Annotated in this window: 22 protein-coding genes and 1 riboswitch; of the genes, 14 read left to right on the top strand and 8 right to left on the bottom strand. The window is 58.7% G+C overall.

The features are described 5' to 3' along the window. Positions 1–67: 67 nt before the first annotated feature. Positions 68–1,756, top strand: a complete 1,689-nt coding sequence (gene hutU, locus ACOTX7_RS05355) for a urocanate hydratase (protein ID WP_221257107.1) — start codon at positions 68–70, stop codon at positions 1,754–1,756. Further along, entirely contained in the window at positions 1,753–3,273 is a 1,521-nt protein-coding gene (gene hutH / locus ACOTX7_RS05350; RefSeq protein WP_221257108.1) for a histidine ammonia-lyase, read from the top strand. The genes hutU and hutH overlap by 4 nt, the downstream gene beginning before the upstream one ends. A gap of 86 nt (positions 3,274–3,359) precedes the next feature. Here hutH and ACOTX7_RS05345 read toward each other — a convergent pair whose 3' ends face one another. Together ACOTX7_RS05345 and bioA are read right to left on the bottom strand one after the other, a co-directional pair. Next, positions 3,360–3,836 carry a kinase inhibitor gene (locus ACOTX7_RS05345; protein WP_006809538.1) on the bottom strand — a complete coding sequence of 159 codons (477 nt, stop codon included), beginning with the start codon at positions 3,834–3,836 and terminating at the stop codon, positions 3,360–3,362. Between the two features lie 48 nt (positions 3,837–3,884). After that, on the bottom strand, positions 3,885–5,192 hold the full coding sequence (gene bioA, locus ACOTX7_RS05340) for an adenosylmethionine--8-amino-7-oxononanoate transaminase (protein ID WP_065242046.1): 1,308 nt from the start codon (positions 5,190–5,192) through the stop codon (positions 3,885–3,887). A 68-nt stretch (positions 5,193–5,260) separates the two neighbouring features. Between bioA and bioB the strand changes: the two genes are divergently transcribed. Genes bioB through bioD form a run of 4 tightly spaced genes read left to right on the top strand, consistent with a single transcriptional unit; the run spans position 5,261 to position 8,888 of the window. After that, positions 5,261–6,301 carry a biotin synthase BioB gene (gene bioB, locus ACOTX7_RS05335; RefSeq protein ID WP_221257109.1) on the top strand — a complete coding sequence of 347 codons (1,041 nt, stop codon included), beginning with the start codon at positions 5,261–5,263 and terminating at the stop codon, positions 6,299–6,301. Next, on the top strand, positions 6,298–7,455 hold the full coding sequence (gene bioF, locus ACOTX7_RS05330) for an 8-amino-7-oxononanoate synthase (RefSeq protein WP_221257110.1): 1,158 nt from the start codon (positions 6,298–6,300) through the stop codon (positions 7,453–7,455). Before bioB ends, bioF begins: the two co-directional genes overlap by 4 nt. Then, a complete protein-coding gene (gene bioC, locus ACOTX7_RS05325) occupies positions 7,439–8,194 on the top strand; it encodes a malonyl-ACP O-methyltransferase BioC (RefSeq protein WP_221257111.1) in 756 nt (251 codons plus the stop codon). The genes bioF and bioC overlap by 17 nt, the downstream gene beginning before the upstream one ends. Next, positions 8,187–8,888: a dethiobiotin synthase gene (gene bioD / locus ACOTX7_RS05320; protein ID WP_221257112.1), complete on the top strand. Its 702-nt coding sequence runs from the start codon at positions 8,187–8,189 to the stop codon at positions 8,886–8,888. The genes bioC and bioD overlap by 8 nt, the downstream gene beginning before the upstream one ends. Here bioD and ACOTX7_RS05315 read toward each other — a convergent pair. Next, entirely contained in the window at positions 8,851–9,573 is a 723-nt protein-coding gene (locus tag ACOTX7_RS05315; protein ID WP_221257113.1) for an ABC transporter ATP-binding protein, read from the bottom strand. The two genes, bioD and ACOTX7_RS05315, sit on opposite strands and share 38 nt — an antisense overlap. A 749-nt stretch (positions 9,574–10,322) precedes the next feature. On the opposite strand from ACOTX7_RS05315, the gene uvrB reads away from it, so the two are divergent. Continuing rightward, on the top strand, positions 10,323–12,338 hold the full coding sequence (gene uvrB / locus ACOTX7_RS05310; protein WP_003858519.1) for an excinuclease ABC subunit UvrB: 2,016 nt from the start codon (positions 10,323–10,325) through the stop codon (positions 12,336–12,338). 509 nt (positions 12,339–12,847) lie between these two features. On the opposite strand, the gene yvcK is transcribed toward uvrB, so the two are convergent. Continuing rightward, positions 12,848–13,756: a uridine diphosphate-N-acetylglucosamine-binding protein YvcK gene (gene yvcK / locus ACOTX7_RS05305; protein WP_006809531.1), complete on the bottom strand. Its 909-nt coding sequence runs from the start codon at positions 13,754–13,756 to the stop codon at positions 12,848–12,850. A 226-nt stretch (positions 13,757–13,982) separates the two neighbouring features. Continuing rightward, positions 13,983–14,116: riboswitch (molybdenum cofactor riboswitch) on the top strand. Between yvcK and moaA the strand changes: the two genes are divergently transcribed. The 6 genes from moaA (at position 14,104) to ACOTX7_RS05275 (ending at position 17,577) form a co-directional block, all read left to right on the top strand. Next, complete coding sequence (gene moaA, locus ACOTX7_RS05300) at positions 14,104–15,093, top strand: GTP 3',8-cyclase MoaA (RefSeq protein ID WP_213826421.1); 990 nt, start codon at positions 14,104–14,106, stop codon at positions 15,091–15,093. Its footprint overlaps the riboswitch before it by 13 nt. 24 nt (positions 15,094–15,117) lie before the next feature. Continuing rightward, complete coding sequence (gene moaB / locus ACOTX7_RS05295) at positions 15,118–15,630, top strand: molybdenum cofactor biosynthesis protein B (RefSeq protein ID WP_006809529.1); 513 nt, start codon at positions 15,118–15,120, stop codon at positions 15,628–15,630. 3 nt (positions 15,631–15,633) lie between these two features. Next, a complete protein-coding gene (moaC, locus tag ACOTX7_RS05290) occupies positions 15,634–16,119 on the top strand; it encodes a cyclic pyranopterin monophosphate synthase MoaC (RefSeq protein ID WP_421626064.1) in 486 nt (161 codons plus the stop codon). Further along, positions 16,112–16,357 carry a molybdopterin synthase sulfur carrier subunit gene (gene moaD, locus ACOTX7_RS05285; RefSeq protein ID WP_221257114.1) on the top strand — a complete coding sequence of 82 codons (246 nt, stop codon included), beginning with the start codon at positions 16,112–16,114 and terminating at the stop codon, positions 16,355–16,357. Before moaC ends, moaD begins: the two co-directional genes overlap by 8 nt. Before the next feature lies 1 nt (position 16,358). After that, positions 16,359–16,811, top strand: a complete 453-nt coding sequence (gene moaE, locus ACOTX7_RS05280) for a molybdopterin synthase catalytic subunit MoaE (protein ID WP_221257115.1) — start codon at positions 16,359–16,361, stop codon at positions 16,809–16,811. A 58-nt stretch (positions 16,812–16,869) separates the two neighbouring features. Beyond that, complete coding sequence (locus ACOTX7_RS05275) at positions 16,870–17,577, top strand: Bax inhibitor-1/YccA family protein (RefSeq protein ID WP_047354271.1); 708 nt, start codon at positions 16,870–16,872, stop codon at positions 17,575–17,577. Between the two features lie 89 nt (positions 17,578–17,666). On the opposite strand, the gene ACOTX7_RS05270 is transcribed toward ACOTX7_RS05275, so the two are convergent. Genes ACOTX7_RS05270 through ACOTX7_RS05260 form a run of 3 tightly spaced genes read right to left on the bottom strand, consistent with a single transcriptional unit; the run spans position 17,667 to position 20,625 of the window. Beyond that, complete coding sequence (locus ACOTX7_RS05270; protein ID WP_015571080.1) at positions 17,667–18,629, bottom strand: lysylphosphatidylglycerol synthase domain-containing protein; 963 nt, start codon at positions 18,627–18,629, stop codon at positions 17,667–17,669. Continuing rightward, positions 18,629–19,867 carry a cardiolipin synthase ClsB gene (gene clsB / locus ACOTX7_RS05265; protein WP_006809524.1) on the bottom strand — a complete coding sequence of 413 codons (1,239 nt, stop codon included), beginning with the start codon at positions 19,865–19,867 and terminating at the stop codon, positions 18,629–18,631. The genes ACOTX7_RS05270 and clsB overlap by 1 nt, the downstream gene beginning before the upstream one ends. Next, complete coding sequence (locus ACOTX7_RS05260; RefSeq protein WP_006809523.1) at positions 19,864–20,625, bottom strand: endonuclease/exonuclease/phosphatase family protein; 762 nt, start codon at positions 20,623–20,625, stop codon at positions 19,864–19,866. Before ACOTX7_RS05260 ends, clsB begins: the two co-directional genes overlap by 4 nt. 133 nt (positions 20,626–20,758) lie before the next feature. Here ACOTX7_RS05260 and ACOTX7_RS05255 point away from each other — a divergent pair, with 133 nt between their 5' ends. Continuing rightward, the gene (locus tag ACOTX7_RS05255) at positions 20,759–21,169 is read left to right on the top strand and encodes a YbhQ family protein (protein ID WP_006809522.1); all 411 of its coding nucleotides are present in this window, start codon (positions 20,759–20,761) and stop codon (positions 21,167–21,169) included. On the opposite strand, the gene ACOTX7_RS05250 is transcribed toward ACOTX7_RS05255, so the two are convergent. After that, positions 21,131–22,237: an ABC transporter permease gene (locus ACOTX7_RS05250; protein WP_221257116.1), complete on the bottom strand. Its 1,107-nt coding sequence runs from the start codon at positions 22,235–22,237 to the stop codon at positions 21,131–21,133. The genes ACOTX7_RS05255 and ACOTX7_RS05250 overlap by 39 nt on opposite strands. Positions 22,238–22,246 lie beyond the last annotated feature (9 nt).

Genomic DNA, 22,246 nt, shown 5'->3' with positions numbered 1-22,246 from the left:
ACCTTGTGTGTGCTTGTCTATACAAGTATATCTTAATGCATCATCTGTCCCTTATGAGGAACACACAATGTCGTCAGAGAAATACCGCAAGCAGGATGTCCGCGCCGCGCGCGGCACCACGCTCACTGCAAAAAGCTGGCTCACCGAAGCACCGCTGCGCATGTTGATGAACAACCTTGATCCTGAGGTAGCGGAAAATCCCCACGAGCTGGTGGTCTACGGCGGCATTGGCCGCGCCGCGCGCAACTGGGCGTGCTATGACGCCATTGTTGAGTCTTTGACGAATCTCGAAAACGACGAAACGCTGCTGGTGCAATCCGGCAAACCGGTCGGCGTATTCAAAACCCATAAAAATGCGCCCCGCGTGCTGATTGCCAACTCCAACCTGGTGCCGCACTGGGCGACGTGGGAACACTTCAACGAGCTGGATGCGAAAGGGCTGGCGATGTACGGCCAGATGACCGCCGGAAGCTGGATCTACATCGGCAGTCAGGGGATTGTGCAGGGCACCTATGAAACCTTCGTGGAAGCAGGCCGCCAGCACTACAACGGCTCACTGAAAGGTCGCTGGGTGCTCACCGCCGGACTGGGCGGCATGGGTGGCGCGCAGCCGCTGGCCGCGACGCTGGCGGGCGCATGTTCGCTGAACATTGAGTGCCAGCAGAGCCGCATCGATTTCCGTCTGCGTACCCGTTATGTCGATGAACAGGCTGACAACCTCGATGACGCGCTGGCGCGCATCAAAAAGTACACCGCTGAAGGCAAAGCCGTGTCGGTTGCCCTGTGCGGCAACGCGGCAGATATTCTGCCGGAACTGGTGGCGCGCGGCGTGCGTCCGGATCTGGTCACCGACCAGACCAGCGCCCACGATCCGCTCCACGGCTATCTGCCAAAAGGCTGGACGTGGGAAGACTACCAGCAAAAGGCGGAAACCGACCCGGAAGGCACGGTGCTGGCGGCGAAGCGTTCAATGGCGGAACACGTCTCCGCGATGCTGGCCTTCAGCAAGATGGGCATTCCGACCTTTGATTACGGGAATAACATCCGTCAGATGGCGAAAGAGATGGGCGTGAATAACGCCTTTGACTTCCCCGGCTTCGTGCCTGCCTATATCCGCCCGCTGTTCTGCCGCGGCATCGGGCCGTTCCGCTGGGTTGCCCTGTCCGGCAACCCGGAGGATATCTATAAAACCGACGCCAGAGTGAAGGAAATTGTCGCCGACGACGAGCATCTGCACCGCTGGCTGGACATGGCGCGCGAGCGCATTAATTTCCAGGGCCTTCCGGCACGTATCTGCTGGGTCGGGCTGGAGTGGCGGCAAAAACTTGGCCTCGCCTTCAACGAAATGGTGCGCAGCGGTGAAGTCTCCGCGCCGATCGTCATTGGCCGCGACCACCTCGACTCTGGATCCGTCGCCAGCCCGAACCGTGAAACCGAAGCCATGCGCGACGGCTCGGATGCAGTCTCCGACTGGCCGCTGCTGAATGCCCTGCTGAACACCGCCAGCGGCGCGACCTGGGTGTCGCTGCACCACGGCGGCGGCGTCGGGATGGGCTTCTCCCAGCATTCTGGGATGGTCATCGTCTGCGACGGTACTGACGAAGCGGCGGCACGTATTGCTCGCGTGCTGCATAACGACCCGGCTACCGGCGTGATGCGTCACGCGGATGCGGGTTACGAGATTGCCATTGATTGTGCCAAAGAGCAGGGCCTGAACCTGCCGATGATCCCTGCCACACAAGGAAAGCCTGCATGAACGCGTTAACACTTACTCCCGGTTCGCTGACGCTCAAACAGCTGCGTCAGGTCTGGCGTCAGCCGGTGACACTCGCCCTTGATGAAAGCGCCCACCGTGCCATTAACGACAGCGTAGCCTGCGTGGAGGCGATTGTGGCGGAGGGACGCACCGCCTACGGTATCAATACCGGGTTTGGCCTGCTGGCGCAGACCCGCATTGCCACGCACGATCTGGAAAACTTACAGCGTTCGCTGGTGCTGTCGCACGCGGCGGGGGTGGGCCAGCCGCTGGACGACGAGATTGTCCGTCTGATGATGGTGTTAAAAATCAACAGCCTGGCGCGCGGTTTCTCGGGCATTCGTCTGAGCGTGATCCAGGCGCTGATGGCGCTGGTCAATGCGGAAGTTTATCCGTGGATCCCGGCGAAAGGATCTGTCGGCGCCTCTGGCGATCTGGCGCCGCTGGCACATATGTCGCTTTTGCTGCTGGGTGAAGGCCAGGCGCGCTGGCAGGGCGAGTGGCTTCCTGCGAAGGAAGCACTGAAAAAAGCCGGATTAGCCCCGATCACCCTCGCGGCAAAAGAGGGGCTGGCGCTGCTCAACGGCACCCAGGCGTCGACGGCCTTTGCGCTGCGTGGCCTGTTTGAAGCGGAAGATTTGTTCGCCTCCGCGGTGGTGTGCGGTGCGCTGACTACCGAGGCGGTGCTCGGCTCGCGTCGTCCGTTCGACGCCCGCATCCATGAGGTGCGCGGCCAGCGCGGTCAGATTGATGCCGCCGCCTTGTACCGCCATGTCCTTACCGACACCAGCGACATTGCTGATTCTCATCACAACTGCGAGAAGGTGCAGGATCCGTATTCTCTGCGCTGCCAGCCGCAGGTGATGGGCGCATGCCTGACGCAACTGCGTCAGGCGGCGGAGGTGCTGCTGGTGGAAGCCAACGCGGTGTCCGATAACCCGCTGGTGTTTGCCCAGGAAAACGAGGTGGTCTCCGGCGGCAACTTCCACGCCGAGCCGGTGGCAATGGCGGCGGATAATATCGCTCTGGCCATTGCCGAAATCGGCGCGTTGTCCGAGCGTCGCATCGCGCTGATGATGGATAAACATATGTCCCAGCTGCCACCGTTCCTGGTGCGTAATGGCGGAGTCAACTCCGGCTTTATGATTGCTCAGGTCACCGCGGCGGCACTGGCAAGCGAAAACAAAGCGCTGTCGCATCCGCACAGCGTGGACAGCCTGCCCACCTCCGCGAACCAGGAAGATCACGTCTCGATGGCACCGGCTGCCGGGCGTCGACTGTGGGAGATGGCCTCCAACACCCGCGGCGTACTGGCGGTGGAGTGGCTGGCGGCGTGTCAGGGTATTGATTTGCGCGAAGGGCTGAAATCCAGCCCGCTGCTGGAGCAGGCGCGTCATACGCTGCGCGAGCACGTCACGCACTACGATGATGACCGCTTCTTTGCGCCGGATATTGATATGGCGATACAGCTTCTGGAAGAAGGGCGGCTGGTGGGGCTGTTGCCGCCGGTGCTGTGATTTTTTTTGCCCGGTGGCGCTGCGCTTACCGGGCCTACGCGTGCGAAATGTAGGCCGGGTAAGGCGTAGCCGCCACCCGGCTTTTTTTACGAATACATCGCCGTAATCGACGCGCTGCCCAGCGAATGGAAATGCACGTTAAACCCTACCATCGCGCCGCTCGCCCCTTCGTCGACCTCAATCTTGTCCACATCCAGCGCGTGCACCGTGAAGATATAGCGGTGCGTTTCCCCTTTTGGCGGCGCCGCGCCGCCGTAGCCCGCTTTGCCAAAGTCAGTGCGGGTCTGAATCGCCCCTTCAGGCAGGGCAACCAGATCGGAACCGGAACCCTGCGGGAGCACGCGCGTGTCGGCGGGCAGGTTTGCCACCACCCAGTGCCACCAGCCCGAGCCGGTGGGTGCATCCGGGTCGTAGCAGGTCACGACAAAACTTTTGGTTCCCGCGGGGACATCGTCCCACGCCAGATGGGGAGAGATATTATCCCCCTGATAGCCCATCCCGTTAAACACGTGACGTTCCGGCAGCTTTTCGCCATCGCGCAAATCTTTACTGATGATTTTCATCCGATTTCCCCTCGTTACTCACTCATTCAGAAAGTGTAACGCATGGGGTTAAATCGTGAAATGCGCTGAAATGTTAACGGCTTTAACCACTGCTCCGGTCAGCTTGCGGAGCTGATCCGCAGAAATGCTGTACGGCGGCATGAGGTAAATCAGCTTACCGAAAGGTCGCACCCACACGCCCTGGTCAACGAAGAAACGCTGCAACGCGGCCATGTTCACCGGGTGCGTTGTCTCGATCACGCCGATGGCGCCCAGCACGCGGACGTCCGCGACGTATTCCGCCTCCGCCGCCGCGCTTAGCTGCTGCTTCAGCTGCGCCTCAATCGCCGCCACCTGCGTCTGCCACTCGCCGCTCTCCAGAATGGCGAGGCTCTCGCTTGCCACGGCGCAGGCCAGCGGGTTGCCCATAAACGTCGGACCGTGCATAAAGCAGCCCGCGTCGCCGTCGCTGATGGTGTCGGCAACCTGGCGGGTGGTAAGCGTCGCGGAGAGCGTCATGGTGCCGCCGGTGAGCGCTTTGCCCAGGCACAGAATATCCGGCGTGATCCCTGCATGCTCGCAGGCGAACAATTTCCCGGTGCGGCCAAAGCCGGTGGCGATCTCATCGGCAATCAGCAGGATCCCTTCGCGGTCGCACATCTTCCGAATGCGCTTCAGCCACTCGGGATGGTACATCCGCATTCCGCCCGCGCCCTGCACAATCGGTTCGAGAATAACGGCGGCAATCTCGTGGCGATGGGCCGCCATCAGCCGCGCGAAGCCCACCATGTCCATCTCGTCCCATTCGCCATCGAAGCGGCTCTGTGGGGCTGGCGCAAACAGGTTTTCCGGCAGATAACCTTTCCACAGGCTGTGCATGGAGTTGTCCGGGTCACACACCGACATCGCGCCGAAGGTATCGCCGTGGTAGCCGTTGCGGAAGGTCAGGAACCGCTGGCGCGTTTCGCCCTTCGCATGCCAGTACTGCAACGCCATTTTCATCGCCACTTCCACGGCCACCGAGCCGGAATCGGCCAGGAAAACGCACTCCAGCGATTCAGGCGTCATCGCCACCAGGCGACGGCATAAATCCACCGCGGGCTGATGCGTGATCCCGCCAAACATCACGTGTGACATCTGGTCAATCTGCGCCTTCATCGCCGCGTTCAGTCGCGGATGGTTGTAGCCATGGATCGCCGCCCACCAGGAGGACATCCCGTCAACAAGCCGCTCGCCGCTGGCGAGATGCAGCTCGCAGCCGTGGGCAGAGGCTACCGGATAGACGGGAAGGGGGCGGGTCGTGGAGGTGTAAGGGTGCCAGATATGCTGCTTGTCGAAGGCGAGATCGTCCTGGGTCATAATCGACTTGTAAACCATTTTGAAAAGTTTTAGGTTTACAAGTATAAACCGAACCGACAATTAACAAAACCCTTTGGAGAAGCCCGATGGCTCACCACGCACGCTGGACGATGTCGCAAGTCACTGAATTATTCAACAAACCTTTCCTGGAGCTGATGTTTGAAGCGCAACAGGTGCACCGTCAGCACTTCGATCCGCGCCATGTTCAGGTCAGCACGCTGCTGTCGATCAAAACCGGGGCCTGCCCGGAAGACTGCAAATATTGCCCGCAGAGTGCGCGCTACAAAACCGGTCTCGAATCCGAGCGCCTGATGGAAGTGGAGCAGGTGCTCGACTCCGCACGGAAGGCGAAAAATGCCGGTTCGACCCGCTTCTGCATGGGCGCGGCGTGGAAAAATCCGCATGACCGCGACATGCCGTATCTGGAGCAGATGGTGAAGGGCGTGAAGGAGATGGGGCTTGAAGCCTGCATGACCCTGGGCACGCTGAACGAGGAGCAGGCGCAGCGCCTCTCGGCGGCGGGGCTGGATTACTACAACCACAACCTCGATACCTCGCCGGAGTTTTACGGCAACATCATCACCACGCGCACCTATCAGGAGCGTCTGGACACGCTGGATAAAGTGCGTGATGCGGGGATCAAGGTCTGCTCCGGCGGGATCGTGGGACTGGGCGAGACGGTAAAAGATCGTGCGGGTCTCCTGTTACAGCTGGCGAACCTGCCGACCCCGCCGGAAAGCGTGCCCATCAACATGCTGGTGAAGGTTAAAGGCACGCCGCTGGCGGATAACGAGGACGTGGATGCGTTTGATTTTATCCGCACCATCGCGGTGGCGCGCATCATGATGCCAACCTCGTACGTTCGTCTCTCTGCCGGTCGCGAGCAGATGAGTGAGCAGACCCAGGCAATGTGCTTCATGGCCGGGGCTAACTCCATCTTCTACGGCTGCAAACTGCTGACCACGTCAAACCCGGAAGAGGACAAAGACGTCCAGCTGTTCCGCAAGCTGGGGCTGAACCCGCACCAGACCGAGGTGCTGGCGGGGGATAACGAGCAACAGCAGCAGCTGGAGCAGCAGATTTTCAACGCCGACACTGACCAGTTTTACAACGCGGCAGCCGTATGACCTGGCAGGCACGTATCAATACCGCGCTCGACGAGCGGCGGGCGGCGGAGGCGTTCCGGGTACGCAGGGTAGTGGAAAACGGCGCGGGCCGTTTTCTTACCCGGGAAGGCCAGCGCTTCTGTAATTTCTCCAGCAACGATTATCTGGGCCTGAGCCAGCACCCGCAGATCGTTCGTGCCTGGCAGCAGGGCGCGGATCGCTACGGCGTGGGCAGCGGTGGCTCCGGGCACGTCAGCGGTTACACCACGGCGCATCAGGCGCTGGAAGAGGCACTGGCCGACTGGCTGGGTTACCCGCGTGCGCTGCTGTTTATTTCCGGTTTTGCCGCGAATCAGGCGGTGATTGCCGCCCTGATGGGCAAAGATGACCGCATCGTCGCGGACCGCCTGAGCCATGCCTCCCTGCTTGAAGCGGCCAGTCTCAGCCCGGCACAGCTGCGGCGTTTTGCCCATAACGATGCCGCACAGTTGAATGTCCTGCTGGGTAAACCCTGTTCAGGACTTCAGCTGGCGGTAACGGAAGGGGTCTTCAGCATGGACGGCGACAGCGCACCCCTTGCCGCGCTGCACGAGACCGCGAAACAGCAGAATGCCTGGCTACTGGTCGACGATGCCCACGGCATTGGCGTCACCGGCGAGGAGGGGCGTGGAAGCGCGTACCAGCAACGCGTCAGGCCGGAACTGCTGGTGGTCACCTTTGGCAAAGGCTTTGGCGTCAGCGGCGCCGCAGTGTTGTGCAGCGAGCCGGTGGCCGATTACCTGGTGCAGTTCGCCCGACACCTGATTTACAGCACCAGCATGCCCCCGGCGCAGGCCGTGGCGCTCTCTGCGTCGCTTGCGGTGATCCGCGGCGAAGACGGCGCTGAACGCCGGGCGCGTCTGGCTGAACATATTCAGCGTTTTCGCCGGGGGATAAACGAACTCTCTTTCCGGCTCACCGATTCGCACAGCGCCATTCAGCCCGTGATTGTGGGTGAAAACTCCCGGGCGCTGGCGCTGGCACAGGCGCTACGAGAACGGGGGCAGTGGGTCACGGCGATCCGTCCGCCTACCGTGCCGCCAGGCACTGCGCGTTTGCGTCTGACGCTCACGGCAGCGCACGAGCCGCAGGATATCGATACGCTTCTGGAGGCGCTGCATGTCTCCTGTCAATAAACAGGCCGTCGCCGCCGCGTTTGGCCGGGCAGCGCAAAGCTATTCCCGGCACGATGAGCTGCAACGCCTGAGCGCACGCGGGTTGCTGTCCGCGCTCGGCGACCAACGGTTTCCACAGGTGCTGGACGCCGGCTGCGGGCCGGGAGGCAATAGCCGCTACTGGCGCGCAGCCGGAAGCCACGTCACGGCGCTGGATTTATCCGCACAGATGCTGGATGAAGCCCGCCAGCAGCAGTCAGCAGACCGTTATCTGGTGGCCGATATCGAAGCCATTCCGCTGGGGGATGCACAGTTTGACCTTGTCTGGAGCCATCTGGCGGTGCAGTGGTGCGCCAGCCTGCCGCAGGCGCTACGCGAGCTATACCGCGTGGCGCGGCCCGGCGGGACGTTAGCGTTTACCACGCTGCTGGAAAGTTCTTTGCCGGAGCTGAATCAGGCATGGAAAGCGGTGGATGCAAAGCCGCATGCCAACCGGTTTCTCTCGCACGAGCAGGTCATTCAGGCGCTGACCGGCTGGCGCTATCGCAGCGTGGTCCAGACCGTCACCCTCGAATTTAGCGATGCGTTAAGCGCCATGCGATCGCTTAAGGGCATAGGCGCTACGCACCTGCACGCCGGGCGGGAGAAGAAACCCCTTACCCGCGGACAACTCCAGCGTCTGGAGCTGGCGTGGCCGCAGGAGCGGGGCCAGTTCCCGCTCTCTTATCACCTTTTTCATGGAATTATTGAACGTGACTGAACGTTATTTTGTTACCGGCACGGACACCGAAGTCGGTAAAACGGTTGCCAGCGCCGCGCTGTTGCAGGCGGCGCGTCTGCTGGGGAAAACGACGGCCGGGTATAAGCCCGTGGCCTCTGGCAGCGAGATGACGCCGGAAGGCTTACGCAATACTGATGCGCTGACGCTACAGCGTAACAGCAGCCTTGCGCTGGCCTACTCTGCGGTAAATCCCTATACCTTTGCTGAACCCACCTCACCGCACATCGTCAGCGCCGACGAAGATCGACCGATTGATTTTACGGTTCTCTCTTCCGGGTTACGCGACCTGGAAACCCAGGCCGACTGGGTGCTGGTGGAGGGGGCCGGTGGCTGGTTTACCCCGCTGTCGGACGAGCAGACATTTGCTGACTGGGTGCAGGCCGAGCAGCTTCCGGTCATTCTGGTGGTCGGCGTGAAGCTTGGCTGTATCAACCACGCCATGCTGACCGCTCAGGCCGTGCAGCAGGCCGGGTTGCGTCTGGCAGGGTGGATTGCCAATGACGTGGTGTCGCCGGGAAAACGTCATGCTGAATATCTGGCGACGCTGAAGCGGGTACTGCCTGCGCCGTTTCTCGGCGAGATCCCGTGGCTTGCCGACGGCGCAGAGCACGCGCAAACCGGGCGCTATCTTGACCTCAGCGCCGTATGTCCCGCGCCATCCAGTGCGCAATAAGATCGTCATCCAGCTCGTTAACGTGGCCCTGTGCCACGTTACGCCCGCGATAAAGCATGCAGAAACGATCCGCTACCCGGCGGATAAACGACAGCTGTTGCTCCGCTAACAGCACCGTCATACCCAGCTCCCGATTTAACCGCACCAGCAGTTGCCCCAGCCTGCGGGCGAAACCTTGCCCTGCGCCATACATGGGTTCATCCAGAATTAACACGCGCGGGCGATTAACCAGCGCGCTGGCGAGGGCCAGCTGATACTGGTCGTCAGGGGACAGCGCAGAGGCACGGATCTGCCGCAGCGGATAAAGCTCCGGAAACAGGGCGTACACCTCATTTTTTGATGTCGGGTCGGGTTCCCCCGTCGCCCGCATGGCGATATGCAGATTTTCATCGACGGTCAGCTGGGAAAATATCCGCCGATCCTGCGGGACATAGCCTATTGTTGGCGGCGCAAGGCGTTCTGACGCAGGGCTGAGCAAATTACGCGGCGGCGCGCCAGCCTCATGCCAGATGATGGTGCCGCTCTCGACAGGCACTTTTCCGGTAATGCAGTTCATGAGCGTGGATTTACCCATACCAGGCAGGCCAACAATGCCCGTGCAGACGCCCTGCGGGAAATCGATATTCACGTTCCATAGCGTATGTTGGCTTCCGTAAAACTGATTTACAGCACGCAGACTCAACATCTTTCTCTCCTTAAAAATGTATGGGGGTGATGCACAGACTGATATCTGCAAAACGCCTGCCAGGAACTTCATAATGATTAAAAAAAGGCTTTTTTTAGGAATAACTCACTATCAAAAGGTGAACGTTTGTTCGAATTGCACACTCCCGGTGCCGGGCATGTTGGATCGTGGTGCAGGGGAAATGACAGAATTGTGATTAAGATCTCGCCAGTCGCTTATGAAAAAATGAACGTTTTCCAGGCAAAAAAGCGTGATAAAAATTTTTTACTGCCGCTTCGTGGGAAAAACCGGGAATTTGCTGGAGTGCATGCTGTACGGGCTGGAAGCAGTTATCCACTATTCCTGTGGATAACCTTGTGCATTAGAGTTAGAAAACACGCGATAAGCGAGAGAATACGCGGCTTACGCCCAAATTGATGCGAAACGAGGCTTTATGAAATAGTCTTTATTTTTTAACGAATTAGATAAAAGCAATTCCCTCAACCCCGGCGAGACCCGTTGCCATAAAACTTTCATAACCGCCCTTGACAAATGTTAAAAAAGTAATAGTTCTGGGGATAACCCCCTGAGGCTGGTGTTTTATTTTGTCACAGTCGAAATTTGGCTCGCGAACGCACTAATCCGCTCTGTGCTACGCTAAATATCCTGACACGCTACTGGTTTTTCATCCAGTGTTTTTTACTGGCAATCCTGGCCACAACGAGTAAAATTACTCACCTGCCGCTTATTCTGTCATCAGGTCGTCGCCCATGAGTAAACCGTTCAAATTGAATTCTGCTTTCCGTCCTTCCGGGGATCAGCCCGAGGCTATTCGTCGCCTGGAAGAGGGGCTGGAAGACGGGCTGGCGCACCAGACCCTGCTGGGGGTAACCGGTTCGGGCAAAACCTTCACCATTGCCAACGTCATTGCCGATCTCCAGCGTCCGACCATGGTTCTCGCGCCAAACAAAACGCTGGCGGCGCAGCTGTATGGCGAAATGAAAGAGTTCTTCCCGGAAAACGCGGTGGAATATTTTGTCTCCTACTACGACTACTACCAGCCGGAAGCCTACGTCCCCAGCTCCGACACGTTTATCGAAAAAGATGCCTCGGTGAACGAACACATTGAGCAGATGCGTTTGTCGGCGACCAAGGCGCTGCTTGAGCGCCGCGATGTGGTGGTGGTGGCCTCGGTGTCGGCGATCTACGGTCTGGGCGATCCGGATCTCTATCTCAAGATGATGCTGCACCTGACGCAGGGGATGATCATCGATCAGCGTGCGATTTTGCGCCGCCTGGCGGAGTTGCAGTACACCCGTAACGATCAGGCGTTCCAGCGCGGCACCTTCCGCGTGCGCGGCGAGGTGATTGATATCTTCCCCGCGGAATCGGACGACATGGCGCTGCGCGTGGAGCTGTTCGACGAAGAGGTTGAACGCCTGTCGCTGTTCGATCCGTTGACCGGTCACGTTGAGTCTGTCATCCAGCGCTTCACCATCTACCCGAAAACGCACTACGTGACGCCGCGCGAGCGTATCGTGCAGGCGATGGAGGAGATCAAAATCGAGCTGGCGGACCGCCGCAAGGTGCTGCTGGCGAACAATAAGCTGCTGGAAGAGCAACGCCTGAGCCAGCGCACCCAGTTCGATCTGGAGATGATGAACGAGCTGGGCTACTGCTCCGGCATCGAAAACTACTCGCGCTACCTCTCCGGGCGCGGGCCGGGCGAAGCGCCGCCGACGCTGTTTGACTACCTTCCGGCGGACGGCCTGCTGGTGATCGACGAATCCCACGTTACGATCCCCCAGATCGGCGGGATGTACCGCGGTGACCGCGCGCGTAAAGAGACGCTGGTGGAGTACGGGTTCCGACTGCCTTCAGCGCTGGACAACCGTCCGATGAAGTTTGAAGAATTTGAGGCGCTTGCCCCGCAGACCATTTACGTCTCGGCGACGCCGGGCAACTACGAGCTGGAAAAATCCGGTGATGACGTGGTGGACCAGGTGGTGCGTCCAACCGGGCTGCTGGATCCGATTATCGAGGTGCGTCCGGTGGCGACGCAGGTGGACGATCTGCTCTCGGAAATACGTGCCCGTTCCGCCATCAACGAACGCGTGCTGGTCACCACGCTCACCAAACGTATGGCGGAAGATTTAACCGAGTATCTGGAGGAACACGGCGAGAAGGTGCGGTATCTGCACTCGGATATCGATACCGTGGAGCGTATGGAGATTATCCGCGATTTGCGTCTGGGCGAGTTCGACGTGCTGGTGGGTATCAACCTTCTGCGAGAAGGTCTGGATATGCCGGAGGTGTCGCTGGTGGCGATTCTGGACGCGGACAAAGAGGGCTTCCTGCGTTCCGAGCGCTCGCTGATCCAGACCATTGGCCGCGCCGCGCGTAACGTCAACGGCAAGGCGATTCTGTACGGGGATAAAATCACCCCGTCGATGGCCAAAGCGATTGGCGAAACGGAACGTCGTCGCGAGAAGCAGCAGCGCTACAACGAAGAGCACGGCATTACGCCGCAAGGGCTGAACAAGAAGGTGGTGGATATCCTGGCGCTGGGCCAGAACATTGCGAAGACCAAAGCGAAAGGCCGCGGCAAGGCCCGTTCAGTGGTGGAAGAGGATACCGTCGCGCTGACGCCGAAAGCGTTGCAGCAGAAGATCCACGAGCTGGAAGGGCAAATGATGCAGCATGCGCAGAATCTGGAGTTCGAAGAGGCCGCGCAAATCCGCGATCAGCTGCATCAGTTGCGGGATCTGTTTATTGCGGCATCATAGGTAAAGCGGCGTGTATTCCCCCTCTCCCCGTGGGCTGAGGGATCCCCAGTAATTTTTAAGCTGAAGCAATAAAGCGACTTTCAGAATGAACGATGGCTTGCAGCTACGTCCTGGTCCGGCTGTAAATCGCCGAAGCGTTTCCGTAAGGCCGGGGCGAGGCGCAGGGATGCGCCGAGAGGGCGTGGCCTGCATGGATGCAGGCTCATGCCCGACCCGATAGCCTGAAGGAATAAGCTGAGGGCACCGCGAAGCGGCGATTTACCGCCGGTAGCCCGGGTAGCCAGGGCGGTGGCGATTGAGCCGCCCTGGCACGTTCACCGGTCATATGCTTACAGAGTAGCAAGGAACATAACGTGAACGGAATGACCACTACCGCCGTATGTGCCCCTCACCCTAACCCTCTCCCCAAAGGGGCGAGGGGATGGTTCACTGCTCGCATTAATTTGTGGGGATTCCTCAGCCCCGTGGGAGAGGGCTGGGGTGAGGGCATCAGGCCGCACAGAGCGAACCTAACCCAACGCCTGAATCGCCTTTTCCAGCGCCTCGCGCAGCAGGTGGCGATCGTGGCGATATTTAATATCGCTGGCTTCCAGCGGCTCCTGTACTACCACGCGATCGCCAATCCCCGACACATCCACTTTCGGCCCGACCACGACACCATCGATAATTTTCTTACCAACGTACTGTTCCATCAGGTCCAGCTTGTCCGCCAGCGACAGGCTTGCCGCCGCCGGACTGAGTTCGCGGCCTAAATTACCGATATAGACCATGGGCGCGGGCGTTCTGCGTAGCGCCTGCGCCAGCTCTTTCACCAGCAGGATCGGCATCAGGCTGGTATAAAAACTCCCCGGCCCAATCAGGATCAGATCGGCCTCGCCAATCGCCTCTACCGCCTCACGCGTTGCGGGTACGCTGGGATAGGTCATCAGCTCTTTTGGCGGCAGCAGAAGCTGGTCGATGTTAACTTCGCCGTAGACTTCGTGATCTTCAGCATCGATCGCCATTAAATCCACCGGCTGTTCGGACATCGGGATCAGCAACGCATCCACCTTCAGCAGGTTACGAATTAAATTTATCGCTTCCAGAGGGCGCACGCTCAGGTGATCCAGCGCCTTTAACATCAGATTTCCGAGGTTATGGCCTGAAAGTTCGCCATTCCCGCCAAAACGATACTCAAACATCGCGGAAGCCACGCTTGGCTCTGTGATGAGCTGGTTGAGACAGTTGCGCATGTCACCCCAGGCGATCCCGCCTTCAGCACGTCGGATCCGCCCGGTTGAGCCGCCGTTGTCCGTTGTTGTCACGATGCCCGTCAGGCGTGAGCCGAGTGACGATAACGACGACATAACCCGTCCCAGACCGTGTCCTCCGCCAAGAGCGACCACGCGGTCCAGATCCGCAAAAGTGCGATTGCGCATACCTATTCCTTATCCTGTTTAGCTTGCGTCACAGTAACGCAACTACTCCTAAAAGACGATGCCTCTTACCTTCCATAATGACGTATATCAATGCGAAAGCGCTGTTTATGCGTATTCTGTAGTGAAAATGCACGATAACGCCGCTATATATAAATTTATATAGCGAAAAGCGATAATGGCGAAGTGGTGATTTCCACGCTACTATCGCCATAACCCTGTTTTCAACACTGAAAACATACACTCTAGCCCTGGCGCCTGTGTCGAGAGATATGGCGCCCTGGCCGTGGCGGTTTTGCCACCAGGGTACAGAAAGAAATGACTGTGCCTCCCGATCTGGAAAGGTGTACATGGCTTCACAACTTACTGATGCTTTCGCGCGTAAGTTTTTCTACTTACGTCTGTCTATTACCGACGTGTGCAACTTCCGTTGCACCTACTGCCTGCCCGATGGCTACAAGCCGGGCAGCGTCACTAATAACGGCTTTCTCTCCGTGGATGAAGTACGCCGCGTCACGCGCGCGTTTTCGGAACTCGGTACGGAAAAAGTGCGTCTGACCGGGGGCGAACCCTCCCTGCGTCGTGATTTCCCTGACATCATTGCCGCCGTGCGTGAAAACGAACGTATCCGCCAGATTGCGGTGACCACCAACGGTTACCGCATGGCGCGTGACGTGGCGAACTGGCGCGATGCGGGGCTGACGGCGATCAACGTCAGCGTCGATAGCCTGGACGCCCGTCAGTTCCACGCCATTACCGGCCAGGACAAGTTCCGCCAGGTGATGGACGGCATCGATGCCGCATTCACCGCCGGTTTCGACAAGGTCAAAGTCAATACCGTGTTGATGCGTGATGTGAACCACCATCAGCTGGACACTTTCCTGGCGTGGATCAAACCGCGGCGCATTCAACTGCGTTTCATTGAGCTGATGGAGACCGGGGAGGGCAGCGAGCTGTTCCGTCGGCATCACATCTCCGGCATGGTCTTGCGCGACGAGCTGCTGAAACGCGGCTGGATCCACCAGATCCGCCAGCGCAGCGATGGCCCGGCACAGGTCTTTTGTCACCCGGATTATGAAGGTGAGATTGGGCTTATCATGCCCTATGAGAAAGATTTCTGTGCCAGCTGCAACCGCCTGCGCGTCTCCTCCGTCGGCAAGCTGCACCTCTGCCTGTTCGGGGATGGCGGCGTCGATCTGCGCGATTTGCTGGAAGACGACGCCCAGCAGGAGGCGCTTGAAGCCCGCATTTCCGAGGCCCTGACGCACAAAAAACAGACCCATTTCCTGCATCAGGGCAACACCGGCATTACTCAGAACCTGTCCTATATCGGCGGGTAATCAGGCTTTAGAAGGAACCAGAAGATGAGTCAGGTAAGCGCGGAATTTATCCCGACACGCATTGCTATTCTTACCGTTTCCGATCGTCGTGGTGAAGAGGATGATACCTCCGGCCACTGGCTGCGCGAGGCGGCACACGAAGCCGGACACCAGATCGTTGATAAAGCGATCGTCAAAGAGAACCGTTACGCCATTCGCGCTCAGGTCTCACAGTGGATTGCGAGCGATGACGTCCAGGTGGTGCTGATCACCGGCGGCACCGGCTTTACCGCAGGCGACCAGGCGCCAGAAGCGCTGATCCCGCTGTTCGATCGCGAAGTGGAAGGCTTCGGCGAAGTGTTCCGTATGCTCTCGTTTGAAGAGATTGGCACCTCTACGCTTCAGTCCCGTGCCGTCGCGGGGGTGGCGAACAGGACGCTGATTTTCGCCATGCCGGGGTCGACCAAAGCCTGCCGCACCGCGTGGGAAAACATTATTGCCCCGCAGCTGGATGCCCGTACCCGTCCGTGTAATTTCCATCCCCATTTAAAGAAATAAGCTATGTCACAACTGACCCACATTAACGCCGCTGGCGAAGCGCATATGGTGGATGTCTCCGCCAAGGCCGAAACGGTGCGCGAGGCGCGCGCGGAAGCGTTCGTCACCATGCTGCCCGAAACGCTGGCGATGATCATCGACGGCAGCCATCACAAGGGGGATGTTTTTGCCACCGCGCGCATCGCCGGAATTCAGGCCGCCAAACGTACCTGGGATTTAATCCCGCTCTGCCATCCGCTGATGCTCAGCAAGGTAGAGGTGAATTTGCAGGCACAGCCGGAGCATAACCTCGTGCGTATTGAATCCCTGTGTCGCTTAACCGGGAAAACCGGCGTGGAGATGGAGGCGTTGACGGCGGCCTCCGTGGCGGCGCTGACCATCTACGATATGTGTAAAGCGGTGCAGAAAGATATGGTGATTGGCCCGGTGCGTCTGCTGGCAAAAAGCGGCGGCAAATCCGGCGATTTTAAGGTGGAAAGCCATGATTAAGGTGCTCTTTTTTGCCCAGGTCCGCGAGCTGGTCAATACCGACAGCCTGACGCTGGACGGCACTTTTGAAAATGTCGCCGCCCTGCGTGCGCATCTGGCGGCGCAAGGCGACCGCTGGGCGCTGGCGCTGGACGAAAGCAAACTGCTGGCCGCGGTGAATCAGACGCTGGTGGAGCTGAACCACCCGCTGGCTGAAGGGGACGAAGTGGCCTTCTTCCCGCCGGTCACAGGGGGTTAAGATGACGGAAACCCGAATTCTGGTCGGCCATGAGCGTTTTAACGTGGGCACGGAATATGAGTGGCTGGCCGGGCGCGACGAAGACGGCGCGGTCGTGACGTTTACCGGGAAAGTGCGTAATCATAATCTCGGCGACAGCGTAAAAGCGCTGACGCTGGAGCACTATCCGGGGATGACCGAGAAATCGCTGGCGGCCATTGTCGAAGAGGCGCGAGGCCGCTGGCCGCTCGGGCGCCTTACGGTTATCCATCGCATCGGCGAAATGTGGCCCGGTGAAGAGATTGTGTTTGTCGGCGTCACCAGCGCCCATCGCGGGAGTGCTTTTGCGGCGGGGGAGTTCATCATGGATTACCTCAAAACCAAAGCGCCGTTCTGGAAGCGTGAAGCGACGCCGGAAGGTGAGCGCTGGGTGGAATCGCGGGACAGCGATAAACAGGCAGCCAGCCGCTGGTAACAGGTTTACGTGGATGTGTTAGTCTTAACGTGTGTGTTTACTTAATCAGGAGTGAATCATGGACCGATTTCCGCGTTCCGATTCGATAGTTCAGCAGACCCGTAGCGGGCTGCAAACCTACATGGCTCAGGTGTATGGCTGGATGACGGTCGGCCTGCTGCTTACCGCGTTTATCGCGTGGTATGCGGCAAACACGCCTGAACTGATGATGTTCATCTTCTCCAGCAAAATCACCTTCTTTGGGCTGATTATTGCGCAACTGGCGCTGGTGTTCGTGCTCTCCGGGCTGGTGCACAAGCTCAGCGCGGGCATGGCGACCACGCTGTTTATGCTCTATTCAGCGCTGACCGGGCTGACGCTCTCCAGTATTTTCATCGTCTACACCTACTCCTCCATTGCCAGCACCTTTGTCGTCACCGGCGGGATGTTCGGTGTGATGAGCCTGTACGGTTACACCACCAAACGCGACCTGAGCGGTTTCGGCAGCATGCTGTTTATGGGGCTGATCGGGATTGTGCTGGCGTCGCTGGTAAACCTGTGGCTGAAGAGTGAAGCGCTGATGTGGGCAGTGACCTATATCGGGGTGGTGATCTTCGTTGGCTTGACCGCCTACGACACCCAGAAGCTGAAAAATATCGGTGAACAAATTGACGTTCGCGACAGTTCAAACCTGCGCAAATACTCAATTCTGGGCGCGCTGACGCTTTATCTGGACTTCATCAACCTGTTCCTGATGCTGCTGCGGATTTTTGGCAACCGTCGCTAGGGTTGTTTTGCCGGGTGGCGGCTTCGCCTTACCCGGCCTACGAAAGGCGAACCGTAGGTCGGGTAAGGCGAAGCCGCCACCCGACTTATTCACTTCGCTAACATTCTCTCGTTCTTCGCCCGCAGCTTCTTCGCCCGACTCTCCAGCACCAGATAACAGACCGTTGCCAGCGCCAGCGGCAGGAAGTAATAGATCATGCGGTAGGCGAGCAGGGCGGCGATAATCGTCCCGTGAGAAACATGCTCCCCCGCAAGCAGCGCGATAAACACCGCTTCCAGTACGCCGATCCCCGCCGGAATATGCACAATGACCCCGGCAATACTGCTTACCAGCAGCACGCCCAGCACGAAGAAGTAATTCACATCTTCGCCAATCAACAGCCAGATAATGGCCCCCATCGCCATCCAGTTGGCGCTGGAAACCACCATTTGCAGGACGGCAAACTTCCACGACGGCAGCACCAGCTTCTGGCCTTTAATGGTCATATGGCGACGTTTGGCAAAGGCGCAGGCCCACAGGTAGGCGGCAATGATCAGCAGCAGTACGATGCCCAGAATGCGCAGGGTAGCTTCATCGATATACCAGTGCGCAGGCAGCTGTACCACGCCAATGGTGAAAATCACCCCGCCGAGCAAGATATACCCCAGCCAGTTGGTGGTGATACTCAGCGAGAAAATGCGCGTAATGGTGCCGCCCGGTAAGCCCAGGCGGGAATACAGGCGATAGCGCATGCCAATCCCGCCCACCCAGGTGCTCAGCGTCAGGTTAAAGGCGTAGCAGATGAACGAGACCAGCATAACCTGCCGTTTGGCAAGCTTATGCCCGCAGTAGGCGCGCCCCAGCAGGTCATAGCAGCCGTACATCAGGTAGCTCACAATCACCAGCCCAACGGCCCCCAGCAGGACCGTCCGGTTGTAGTTGCGGATCACTTTCCACACCTCTTCCCAGTCCACCTTTTGGGCATACACCACTAGCAGGACCGCGACGGCGATGAAGAACAGCCAGGTCAGGATTTTTTTCGCCAGCCGCCAGCGAGGATGAGATTTCGACATCAGGTTTTCCCTCCATCTTCCGCCTCTACGCGGTCCTGGGTTTCCATTTCGGGTTGCACAGGCGGATCCACCAGCGCCAGTTTCGGCGTATGGGCGGGCAGCCAGCCCACCATGGCCGGGAAGTGGCGCAGGAAGTGGAACACCACCACGCCGATGCCCACGTTCCACCAGCTGCGTTTTGGCACCATAGATTCATCCACCCGAACGCAGTCTCGGGTGATAAGACCCTGAAGGTTATCGCGCAGGGTCTGGTTAAACTGGCGATCGTGGATGATCAGGTTCGCTTCCAGGTTGAGCGATAAGCTCAGCGGATCGAGGTTACTGGAGCCGACGGTCGCCCAGTGGTCATCCATCACGGCCACTTTGCCGTGCAGCGGGCGGCGGCGATATTCATAGATCTGCACGCCGCTTTTGACCAGATAGCGATAGAGCAAACGCGCGCCGACCTTCACAATCGGCATATCCGGCTCGCCCTGCACGATGAGCTTCACGGTCACGCCGCGTCGGGCCGCGTTGCGCATGGCGTGCAAAATCCGGTAGCCGGGGAAGAAATAGGCATTGGCGATAATCACCTCGCGCTTCGCGTTCGCCAGCATCTTCAGGTAATGACGTTCAATATCATCTCGGTGCTCCTCGTTATCCCGCCAGACAAACAGCGCCTGCGCTTCGCCGGGCTTGCGGTTCTCCTCCGGGCGATGACGGCGTCGCCACCAGCGGCGAACGGCCTCTTTGCCGGGTAAATTTTCCAGCACGAACAGCTGGATGTCCTGAACTACCGGTCCTTCGATGCGGATCGCGTAGTCCTGTTTAGCCTCAGGGCCGTAATCCGACATATGCTCGGCGGAGTAGTTGATGCCGCCAACGAAGGCCACCTTTTCATCCACCACCACAATTTTGCGGTGCATCCGACGGAACAGATTGGTGCGCATGCCGAACAGACGTGGGCCGGGATCGTAATAGCGGAACACCACCCCTGCGGCGGTGAGTTCATTCACAAAATCATCGCTAAGATCCGGCGAGCCATATCCGTCAAGCAGAACCTCGATTTTTATCCCGCGACGGGCGGCATGCAGCAGTGCGCTGTGCAACTGCCTGCCCACGTCGTCTTCAAACCAGATAAACGTTTCCAGAAAAACTTTCTGCTGTGCGTGGCTAATCGCCTCAAAAACCGCCGGATAATAGTTATCGCCATTTTCCAGCAGCGTAATACGGTTACCTTCCTGCCATGTGCATTTCATAAGTGGATCTCCGCGCTGAGTGGGGCATGGTCGGAGAGATGTCGCCAGTTGAGTAAAGCCAGCGCCGTCGGGCTGCTGGCGTGGGCATTTTTTACGTAGATGCGGTCAAGGCGCAGCAGGGGGAAGCGCACCGGAAACGTCCGCGCGGGGCGACCGCGTGCGCGGGTAAAAATCTCCTCCAGCCCCGCATGTACCTTTAGCGGATGGTTGGCACGCTGTCGCCAGTCATTGAAATCACCGGCCACGACAACGGGCTCGCCCTCCGGCAGCGCATTGGTCCAGTCTGCCAGCATCTGTAGCTGGGCCTGACGGTGGGCTTCACGCAGGCCAAGATGAACACAGCCGACATGAATGGGAAAATCGAGCGCCGGGGGCGTGATGCGGCAGTATAACAGCCCGCGTTTTTCGCTTTCGCCAACCGAGACGTCCCGGTTCTCATAATGCTCGATAGGAAAACGCGACAGTACCGCGTTACCGTGATGCCCCTCCGGGTAGACCGCATTGCGCCCGTAGGCGTAATCGCTCCACATGGTATCCGCCAGAAACTCGTAATGGGGCGTGTCGGGCCAGTTTTCGAAATGCATCGGGTGCACCTCGTGTGCGCCCATGACCTCCTGGAGGCAGACAATATCGGCGCTGACGGTGCGTACCGCGTCGCGCAGCTCCGGTAAAATGAAGCGGCGGTTAAATGCTGTGAAGCCCTTATGAATGTTTATCGTCAGCACCTTAAGCGAGAAATGCTGCGTTTTTTTGCTCATAAACACCTTCCTGGGTGACTATCCCGATGAAAATAAAGTGTAGTAGGCGTCACAAAAAGATGCGGCGTTACGGAATTTTCCGTAAAGTGCGGTAGTCTGAACTAGCAGAGAAAAATCCTTCAGGAGAGAAGCCATGAAGTGGCAACAACGCGTTCGTGTCGCAACCGGTTTGAGTTGCTGGCAGATTATGTTGCATTTACTGGTCGTGGCCGTACTGGTGATGGGCTGGATGAGCGGCACGCTGGTGCGCGTCGGCTTAGGGTTATGTGTGCTTTACGGCGTGACCGTGCTGTCGATGCTGTTTTTACAGCGTCACCACGACGCGCGCTGGCGTGAAGTGGGTGATGTGCTCGAAGAGCTCACCACCACCTGGTATTTTGGTGCGGCAATGATCGTCCTGTGGCTGTTGTCACGCGTGCTGCAAAACAACCTGCTGCTGGCCCTCGCGGGTCTGGCTATCCTCGCAGGACCCGCGGTGGTGTCGTTGCTCACCAAAGAGAAAAAACTACGCGATGTTTCGTCTAAACATCGCATAGGCCACTGAGCCCGTTGTGGCCGCGATGACCAGTAGCGGCCACAAACTTCCCCACACAATATCCAGACTCGCATCCTTCAGATAGATTTGCTTGGTGATATCCGTGAAATGACGAATCGGGTTTATCCACGTCAAATTCTGTAACCACACCGGCATGTTCTCCACTGGCGAAACGTACCCTGAAAGCAAAATCGCCGGCATCATAAAGACAAACACCCCGATAAACGCCTGCTGCTGCGTTGAGCAGAGCGCGGAAATCAGCAGCCCAAACCCAACCAGCGACAGGCCGTAAATCACCATCGTGAAGTAAAACAGCGCCAGCGATCCGGCAAACGGGATCTGGTACGCCCAAATTCCGACGCCCAGTACGATGGTGGCCTGGAAGGTGGCGACGATCAGCGCTGGCACCGCCTTGCCGACAAATATCTGCCAGGTGGCGAGCGGCGAGATCAGCAGCTGATCCAGCGTACCTTGCTCACGTTCGCGCGCCACGGACAGCGAGGTGACGATCATCACGCCAATGGTGGTGATCATGGCGATCAGCGACGGCACCACAAACCACTTGTAGTCCAGATTCGGGTTGTACCAGTTGCGCACCACCAGCTCGCTGTTGTTGGGTTTGGGTTTGCCTGTCATTAATTCCTGCTGGTAATCCTTCACCACCTGTTGCAGATAGTTTGCCGCAATCTGGGCGCTGTTAGAGTTACGCCCGTCGAGGATCAGCTGCATCGGTGCGGTCTGGAAGGTATCCAGGTTACGGGAGAAGTCCGCCGGGAAGCGCACCAGCAATAATGCTTTCTGCGTGTCGATGGTGGGCTGGATGGCCTGCGGGCTTTGCAACAGCAGGACATGGGTAAAGGCTTTGGCGCGGGCGAAACGCTGGGTCAGCTCGACGGAATGCTTGCCGTTGTCTTCGTTGTAAATGGCGATGGTGGCGTTGGTGACCTCCAGCGTGGCGGCAAACGGAAACAGTAAAACCTGGAGCAAGACCGGCAACACCAGAATGGCGCGGGTCTGCGGCTCACGCAGCAGCGATTGCAGCTCTTTGCGGATCAAGGTCCATAAACGGTGAAACATCGCGTCGTC

Source organism: Enterobacter cloacae complex sp. IR5418, assembly GCF_049238105.1.
Taxonomy (GTDB): Bacteria; Pseudomonadota; Gammaproteobacteria; order Enterobacterales; family Enterobacteriaceae; genus Enterobacter; species Enterobacter hormaechei.
Note: the sequence above shows the minus strand (reverse complement) of the source record. Positions and strands in the feature narration are given on the sequence as shown.